The sequence below is a fragment of the Paenibacillus sp. Y568 genome, from assembly GCF_059445545.1.
Map to the genome: position 1 here is coordinate 50921 of NZ_JCAIUM010000025.1, position 7940 is coordinate 58860.

Here is a 7940-nt window from a genome sequence, read left to right on the forward strand (position 1 = left end):
TGCGACTTATGAATGTACTGCTTGTTGATGATGACTTTTATGTTGTATCCGCATTGCAAAAGAAAATAGATTGGGAATTACTAAACATTGAAACAGTTTATACCGCTAATAATGTCGCTCAAGCACGTGAACTCATAGAAAACCATTCTATACAAATTCTTATTTCAGATATTGAAATGCCTCAAGGTAGCGGGCTCGAACTTCTAGCGTGGATACGGGAGGGGAATTATAGTATTCAGACTATTCTCCTTACCAATTACGCAGATTTCAACTATGCACAGAAAGCGATTGAATTGCAAAGCTTTGAATATTTTCTCAAACCTATCGAATTTGATAAGCTGATGCTTATCATTCAAAAGGCTGTTATACAGGCAAAGGAGCAACAAAGTAACGAGAAAGCCATACAAGGAGGATACTTTTGGAAAAAAAATCAGTCGAAAAATCTCGAGCATTTTTGGCGCAGGCTGGTTAGTGGTAGTACATCATTCCCGATTAAACCGGCAGACATCACTCATGCCATTGAAGAACAAAACCTGTCCTATCAAATGAACGATACACTACAGCCTTTGATATTCAACTTATTTCCCTATAATGGTAGTATGGGTAAAGAAGAAAAGGGACTTTATGATTTTGCCCTAGTTAATGTACTGTGCGAATTGTTTCAGAATCCTTGTTTTACCATCGAGAGTATTCTGGAATATAAAGATTACAACTGGATAGCCATATTAAAATGGAATCATGCACCGGACTCTCAAGTACTTAAAGAATTGTGTTCTTCATTTATTCAAAAGGCGAATCCTTATTTAAAATGTGACGTCTGCTGCAATATCGGTTTATACGACAAACTAAATAATGTCAGCAATACTTTAAAACAATCACTTCTTATGGATGAAGATATTACTAAATGCAGAAATCAAACCTTTTTGGTGGAAACATACCTCTGTCAAAATAAAACGGTATACATTCCACCGGATCTTGCCCATTTAGAGGAACTGCTTAACCAAAATAAACTTGCCGCTTTTCTTGAAGAAGTCACACAATATTTAAAAGTTATGCTTAACAATAAATCACTAGAAACCTCCGTTCTTAGCTTGTTCCGATTAGATGTAGTTCAGCTTGTGTATTCGTTTCTCAACATGAAAGGAATACGGTCACACAAATTGTACTCCGGCACAGCCAATGATAAATTATTTATGCATTCTTTAAATTCTATTGAGGATATGGAAGAATACCTTGAATATTTAATAAATACAGCAATGAAATACCGGGATTTCGCAGCACAACCAAATTCCATCACAGAAGAAATAAAACAATACATTCATTCGCATTACGGAGATAATCTGACACGAAATGATTTGGCTGAAATTGTCTATCTCAATCCTGATTATCTGGCAAGGATATTCAAGAGAGAGACAGGTGTTTCATTAGGCAGCTATGTCATCCAAGTCCGAATCGCAGCTGCGAAGCATTTATTGGAAACAACGAGTATGTCTGTATATACCGTCGCGAACAAAGTTGGATATAACAACTACTCCTATTTTTCGAAACTTTTCAAACAAGAGGTAGGCCTTCCTCCTAACGAATATAAAAAAGAAACAACAATACAATCCTGCTTAACAAGAAGAAACGACGTTGTCGTCCTTTAAAGATGACAGGGGGTAGCCTTCATACTTTAATGTACTTAACGGATAAGACTCTATCTAAGTAGCTTTCTATTCAGTTTACCTAATGAGGTATACGGTAAATCGTCGACAAGAACAATTTCCTTGGGTAGCTGAAATCTTGCCAGTCGAGGACGTAGCCATTCCATGAGCTCCTCTGTATTCGTTTCGACGTCCTGTTTAAGAAGGACAAAAGCTTTCAATCGCTCTCCATAATGCTCATCACTAACCCCTATCACGCCCGCATCCTCTACTTGGGGATGCGTGAGAAGCACCTGCTCTACTTCTAGAGGATACACATTTTCACCCGCAGAAACAATCATACTGTCTTCCCTTCCAGAGAGATAGTAATAGCCCTTCTCGTCCTGGTAACCTAGATCACCTGTTTCGATCCAAGTTTGCACTCCGTTTCTCATAGACCACCTGTTTTTTATACAGAATTGGCCGATTGTTCCGAGCTTAACTTCGTTCTTGTACTCATCTAGTATTTGGAGGTCGACACCCTTAATCTTTCTTCCAATTGTACCTGCGGAATGGGACAAATCTTGTGGTGTTGCTATCATGTTTAGGCCCGCTTCCGACGTCCCATATAAATTGTAAAGTACCTCACCCAACTCACTTAATGTCTCTTGGGTAAGCTTTGGACTGAGTTCAGCACCCCCTGAAGCAATACAAGTTAGTGATTTCAAATCACTCACATTCGTTCGTAACATTCTACGCAACATGAGTGGTACAACCGTTATAACTTCCACTTGATGCTCGCGAATCAGGTCGCATGCCATTTCTGCATTAAACCCACGGCGTACAATCACTTTTTTCCCTAAGGCGCTGAATAAAAGCAATACCGCTACACCATAACCGTGATAGATGGGCGTTGCAATATACGCAGTATCATAATTGAGGATCTTTAATCGAATAAGGAAATCGTAGAATGGGTCTAAATAATTGAAAAGCGAGGGCTTATGCACCGCTTCCTTGGCACGACCAGTGGTTCCCCCCGTCATAAGGACTAGCTTCCCTGTAGCCTTACGTCGTTTCTGTTTGCTGCTATAGGTTGCAGGGGTCATGTTGTTAATCGCTGGAGCCGTATGATGATAACTCATTAGTACCGCTTGTGTATGTGTACAATGCTCTTGAAGATGGCTTCGTTCCTCATCGACAACCAAGAGGTCAAAATGATGATGCTCAAGAATACCATTCAGCTGGATCTCACTCATTTCGGCATTTAGCAGATATATATCCGCTCCCGTTGCAGAAACCGCAAAGATAGTCTTTATTAATGAAGCGTGATTTTTGCATATCAGGCCGACTTTCTTTCCGCTCCCAAGCTGGTAGCTTTCGCGTAAAGATACCGAAAGCTCTTTCGATTGCACGAAGAGTTGGTTATAAGTTAGCGTTTCTTGCTCATCTACAAGGGCGACTGCGTCTCCGTAAGTTTTAGCCGAGAAATGAAGAAGGGTTATCAGATTGATTCCATTTATGTAAATTGCAGCAGCCAGACGAAACAAGGCTAGGGGCGATAACAGTCTGATTTTAAAAAGAATATAGAGAAGCTTATAGATCCTCACTATCATCTCTCCCCTTTTCTTAGTCTTCGCGGCAACGAGAATTCGAAGTAACCTCTGAAGAGAATGGAAGCCAACTGTCCACAAATTAACCACCAAGGCTTGTAGGTTTTCTTATGGGTATAGAGAGACTTCCCTATGATTCTTGCAACATGCTGTGGGGACATTGCGGGCAGCTTCTGATAAGAGGTCGTTGGCAAGATCATAGGTGTTCTAACTAAGGGAAGGTATATAGAAGTCGTGGAAATTCCCGTCATGTTCAGTTCTTGAGCAACCGACAGAAACCACGTGTCGAAGGCTGCCTTGGATGCCTGATATGCTGCCCATTCGGGGAGCGGGCACAACAAAACGTTGACTGTCGAGACGTTGATGATATGCCCTTGCTTCTGCTCAAGAAGAGGAATCGTCGACAAAAGCAATTGAACAGGTGCCGAAAAGTTAATCGCCATCGTACGCGTAACATCATGATAACGATCCAAGGAATGATGAATCGACCGTTTAATGGAATGTCCCGCATTGCTTACAACAATATCGAGCCCATCCGGTAGTCCATGAAGAAAGTGAACCAATCCATTCAATTCATCCTCATTTCGTAGATCGGCTGAGAACACGCTAACTTGAGCAGCTCTTGACTCTATTACACCTTTCATAGCTACAAGCTTGTCTTCTCGCCTTGCCACTAGGATTAAATGAACCTTTATATCAGCTAATAAATATGCAAGTTGCTCTCCAATACCCGAGCTAGCGCCCGTAATAAGAACGGTCTTCCCCTCCAATTGATGCTCCAACTTGTGCTCATTGAACAATGGCGGTGGAAAGAGGAACGATTCAAAGAATCTGTACGTAGACATGATGGCTCCCTTCTTGCCTGATCATCAGCGTCACAGGCAACTCCTCATTTTTTCGACAGGGAGGAGGTAAATCCCTCTATACGCGGACTTGAATACGGGGTCATATACAACTCTCTTTATCCGTTTGATACCCTTAACGCAAAAAAATAAGGACACCGAGGAGGCGCCCTTATCAAAGTTATTATTGAGCTGTATAGCCACCGTCAATGACAACAGCTTGACCTGTGACACTTCGAGCCTTATCACTTGCTAAGAACAAAGCATAATCAGCAATTTCACTAACTTCTAACAATTTCTTTTGAGGAACCAAGGGAAGAAGAACTTCTGCTAGCACATCTTCAAGGGGTACATTACGAGTCTTAGCTAGATCTGCCATTTGTCCACGAACAAGTGGTGTATCTACATATCCTGGACATAATGCATTAACGGTAATACCATGTTCCGCACCTTCCAATGCAGCCACTTTTGTTAAACCAATTACACCGTGTTTAGCGCTATTATATGCCGCTTTTCCTGCGAATCCGACTAAACCATTAATCGAAGCAACATTAATAATGCGACCGAATCCTTGCTCCTTCATCAATGGGAACACGTTTTTAATCATAATGAACGGTGCAATCAGCATAATTTTGTGCATCATTTCAAATTTTGCTGTTGGAAATTCCTCAATTGGAGACACGAATTGTAAACCAGCATTATTAATGACAATATCTACTGTACCGTACGTTTCTTTCGCAACTTTGACTAAATTTTCGATGTCTTCCTCTTTTGTAACATCGGCTTTAATGCCTATAGCTTCAAAACCTAATTGTCCAAGAGACTTAGCCGATTCCTTAACCTGTTCTTCATTAATGTCAGATAGAACGACTTTGGCTCCATTTGCAGCAAATTCTTTACCAATCTCAAATCCAATACCTCGAGCAGAACCTGTAATAATGACAACTTTATCGTTAACCATGTAAAATTCCTCCTTATTATTTTCACTTGCACTCGTGCTGCATTTAGACTAGACCTATAATACCCATAATGACGCTAACTATTAATGCAATCGTAGGTATGAGAAAAGCAACAACAAACACATCTTTATATGTTTCTTTATGAGATAGTCCTGTAACAGCTATTAGCGTTAATAGAGCACCGTTATTAGGGAATATTGACGCACCAGAAGCAACAGCGGCTATTCTATGTAAAGCATCCGGACTAATTCCTGTTTCTTGAGCAACGTTGTAAAAAGTATCGCCAAGTGTACTAAGTGCAATTCCCATACCACCTGAAGCAGAACCCGTAATGATTGACATAATTTGTACGGATAGACCCTCAGCAATTAATGGATTACTTGAAATATTCAGTAACCAAGTCGTGATATGATCAAAAGCAGGTACCACGGCTATAACAGCCCCAAAACCAACAGCAGCACTTGTATTCAGAATTGCCATAACCGAGCCTTTTCCGCCCTCATTAATAGAGAACACGAACTTTTTATAATCTTTGAAATTAATAATCATAATACTTAATACTCCAAGTAATAGAGCATATATAGCTTCTAATTTAACAATGTTCAGAAACACAACTACAACGACAAGCGGAATGATAGATAATATCCAGTTAGGAACATGATCTTCTTCCTTTGCATCCTTTGCAGATTCATTTTTAGGCTCTGTATATACATCACCTTTTGCAGAAAGCCTCTTCGCTCTGTAAGCTAACCAGAGATACCCGCCAACTGCCATAATCAATGTACTTACAATCCCAATAAGGAACCCAGATGTAGGGGAAGTATGGAAATACTCCATTGGTATTAAATTTTGTATTTGTGGTGTACCTGGCACGGATGTCATTGTAAAGGTAAAGGCTCCCAGTGCAAATGCTGGTACGAGTAATTTTCTCGTAATGTTGGCTTCACGAAATAATTGCAGTGCAATGGGATAAATAGCAAAGACGACTACAAATAGACTAACCCCACCGTACGTCAATAAAGCTGAAGCAATGATTACTCCCAGGATGGCTCTTTTTTTACCTATGAGCTGGGTTACCTTCTTAGCAACAGAACTTGCTGCTCCGGTTTCTTCCATTAACTTACCAAATACTGCTCCCAACAAGAATATAGGGAACCACTTCCTAACGAAATCAACCAACCCATCCATATAGGTCAGAGTATACATGTCAAAAAAATCTAATCCACTCATGATCGCTACAACGGCTGCTGCCAATGGTGCTACCCAAATAATCGACCATCCAAAATAGGCTAGAGCCATTAATAACACCAAACCAACAATGATACTCAACAAATATAACCGCCTCTATTCATTTAAAATAAACCTATAAACCATATCCAAATTATCTCCTCAGGTCTCACTATTTATTCGAAATAATATTGAGAAGAAGGCGGTGAATTACTAAGCAGATTATCTAACCGGATGGCGGAGATTACAGGAGGGAACTCTCCAGCCTCCATTACATAAAAGGTGAAGTTTTGGTTTGTTTCTTACTAGGGAGGAATGGAGATGGGATTGGTCAAGCTGCATCCAAATATTCGAATGGGCTGACAGCTATTTTACTCTTGGTCGACTCTGTTCAACTTCTTGAAATAAGGCAGCCATTATTGGCTGCCTTATCTCAACTAACGGGGGAATTGTTTGATCCATAATTTCGAGAAATCGACCCAGCCGAAGGAGTCCTGCGTAGCCCCTTTGAGCGCCGAATGAAACTTGGATACTTTATTTAAGGTGATAACCACACAAGATCCAGTTCTCGTCCCTCATTCTCTGCTCAATCTGATCGATGACCTCACCCCGCGCTTCCGGTGAAGGAAGTTGCACGAACTTGCGGAAGTACTTTCCTAGCCATGCATGTTGCTCATGATTGAAAAACCGGTGCAGGAAGCTCGACTCATCTTTAAATAATCGTAGGTATCCCCACTCCGTATCGTCCTCGAGCGATTCGCTGATGAGAAGCATATCCGCCTGTTGGTCCACGTCCGTCGAAAAGTAGTCAGCGACGAGGATCGGCTGAATGGTGATATTTAATCCGATAGAATAACAGCGCATCTGCAGCCACTGAGCGTCCTTCAAGGATTTTCTTTTGTCCCAGTAATAAAGCGTTAAGGCTTCCCCGGAATAAGGGTTCCCTCCCCATCGTAGATATGTTTACTCTTATCAGGCAAAAAGCTGTTTTGCGATTCTATATGCCATTTCCAGGATCAAACGCTTCAGATCAAGCGGCTCTCGAATGCGAACCATCCAATAGCCGAAAAAACGGTTTTTACATTCTACTTCTCTTGCTCCTGTTCCTTTATCACTTGCTCAATACCCAACAGAATCAGCTTCAGTCCGAACTCAAACGCTCGGTCGGTCCCCATCAGCTCGAACAGCCCGTTCGTGAACATCCTCCGGAACAGTCCCGAATCCGTCTCGCTCATAGAGTCCAGAAGTCCAATCATCTCCTCACCCGGATCTGCTCCCGCATCCTCCTTAAGAATAGCGGAGACATTGCGCTCATGCTGATAATCGTCTAGGACGAAGTAGTAGACATAGTTCACAAGCGTAGTAATCACTTGCATTTTCTGCTCTTGCTCAAGTGGCGTTGATTCCACGCAGAGTAGCATACGGTTGGTGAATCGGATAATGTCCGGTTCGTGGGGTAGCGTCATCATCATAAGTTGCGTGGAGCAGGGATACCGGTTGAGCACACTCCGTACCGTTACTGCAAGCCCCGTCAGCTGCTCCTTCCAGTCCCCTTCAGAGTGGAACTCCTCCAGAATCGTTTTCGATACCTGGTTGGCAAGACGCTGGTAGAGATTCTGCTTGCTCTTGAAGTACCAGTACAGTGAGGGAGCCTGAATCCCAAGCCGGTCTGCCAATCGT

General features: G+C 41.8%; 8 protein-coding genes. 2 read left to right on the forward strand and 6 right to left on the reverse strand.

Annotated elements, in window-relative coordinates:
• Positions 1–8: 8 nt before the first annotated feature.
• The gene (locus tag AC1D7X_RS23650) at positions 9–1646 is read left to right on the forward strand and encodes a response regulator transcription factor (protein WP_495476221.1); all 1638 of its coding nucleotides are present in this window, start codon (positions 9–11) and stop codon (positions 1644–1646) included.
• A gap of 50 nt (positions 1647–1696) precedes the next feature.
• Here the strand turns inward: AC1D7X_RS23650 and AC1D7X_RS23655 are convergent, their stop codons facing one another.
• The 4 genes from AC1D7X_RS23655 to AC1D7X_RS23670 form a co-directional block, all read right to left on the reverse strand.
• Positions 1697–3235, reverse strand: coding sequence for an AMP-binding protein (locus tag AC1D7X_RS23655; protein WP_495476222.1), 1539 nt, complete (start codon positions 3233–3235; stop codon positions 1697–1699).
• A complete protein-coding gene (locus AC1D7X_RS23660) occupies positions 3232–4077 on the reverse strand; it encodes an SDR family NAD(P)-dependent oxidoreductase (RefSeq protein WP_495476223.1) in 846 nt (281 codons plus the stop codon). Before AC1D7X_RS23660 ends, AC1D7X_RS23655 begins: the two co-directional genes overlap by 4 nt.
• Before the next feature lie 181 nt (positions 4078–4258).
• Positions 4259–5035 (reverse strand): 3-hydroxybutyrate dehydrogenase, encoded by a 777-nt coding sequence (locus tag AC1D7X_RS23665; protein ID WP_495458571.1) that lies wholly within the window; start codon positions 5033–5035, stop codon positions 4259–4261.
• A gap of 43 nt (positions 5036–5078) precedes the next feature.
• A complete protein-coding gene (locus AC1D7X_RS23670; RefSeq protein ID WP_495458570.1) occupies positions 5079–6365 on the reverse strand; it encodes a GntP family permease in 1287 nt (428 codons plus the stop codon).
• A 185-nt stretch (positions 6366–6550) separates the two neighbouring features.
• On the opposite strand from AC1D7X_RS23670, the gene AC1D7X_RS23675 reads away from it, so the two are divergent.
• A complete protein-coding gene (locus tag AC1D7X_RS23675; protein WP_495476224.1) occupies positions 6551–6724 on the forward strand; it encodes a hypothetical protein in 174 nt (57 codons plus the stop codon).
• Positions 6725–6794: 70 nt separating this feature from the next.
• Here the strand turns inward: AC1D7X_RS23675 and AC1D7X_RS23680 are convergent, their stop codons facing one another.
• Both AC1D7X_RS23680 and AC1D7X_RS23685 read right to left on the reverse strand, forming a co-directional pair.
• Positions 6795–7148 (reverse strand): hypothetical protein, encoded by a 354-nt coding sequence (locus AC1D7X_RS23680; RefSeq protein ID WP_495476225.1) that lies wholly within the window; start codon positions 7146–7148, stop codon positions 6795–6797.
• A gap of 197 nt (positions 7149–7345) precedes the next feature.
• Positions 7346–7940: TetR/AcrR family transcriptional regulator (locus AC1D7X_RS23685; RefSeq protein ID WP_495476226.1), on the reverse strand; the 595-nt coding region annotated here is incomplete at its 5' end.

Bases quoted from the DNA above. Each gene is read 5' to 3' on its own strand.
- AC1D7X_RS23660 (WP_495476223.1), bottom strand. From the start codon at position 4,077: ATGTCTACGTACAGATTCTTTGAATCGTTCCTCTTTCCACCGCCATTG.
- AC1D7X_RS23650 (WP_495476221.1), top strand. From the start codon at position 9: ATGAATGTACTGCTTGTTGATGATGACTTTTATGTTGTATCCGCATTG.
- AC1D7X_RS23665 (WP_495458571.1), bottom strand. From the start codon at position 5,035: ATGGTTAACGATAAAGTTGTCATTATTACAGGTTCTGCTCGAGGTATT.
- AC1D7X_RS23655 (WP_495476222.1), bottom strand. From the start codon at position 3,235: ATGATAGTGAGGATCTATAAGCTTCTCTATATTCTTTTTAAAATCAGA.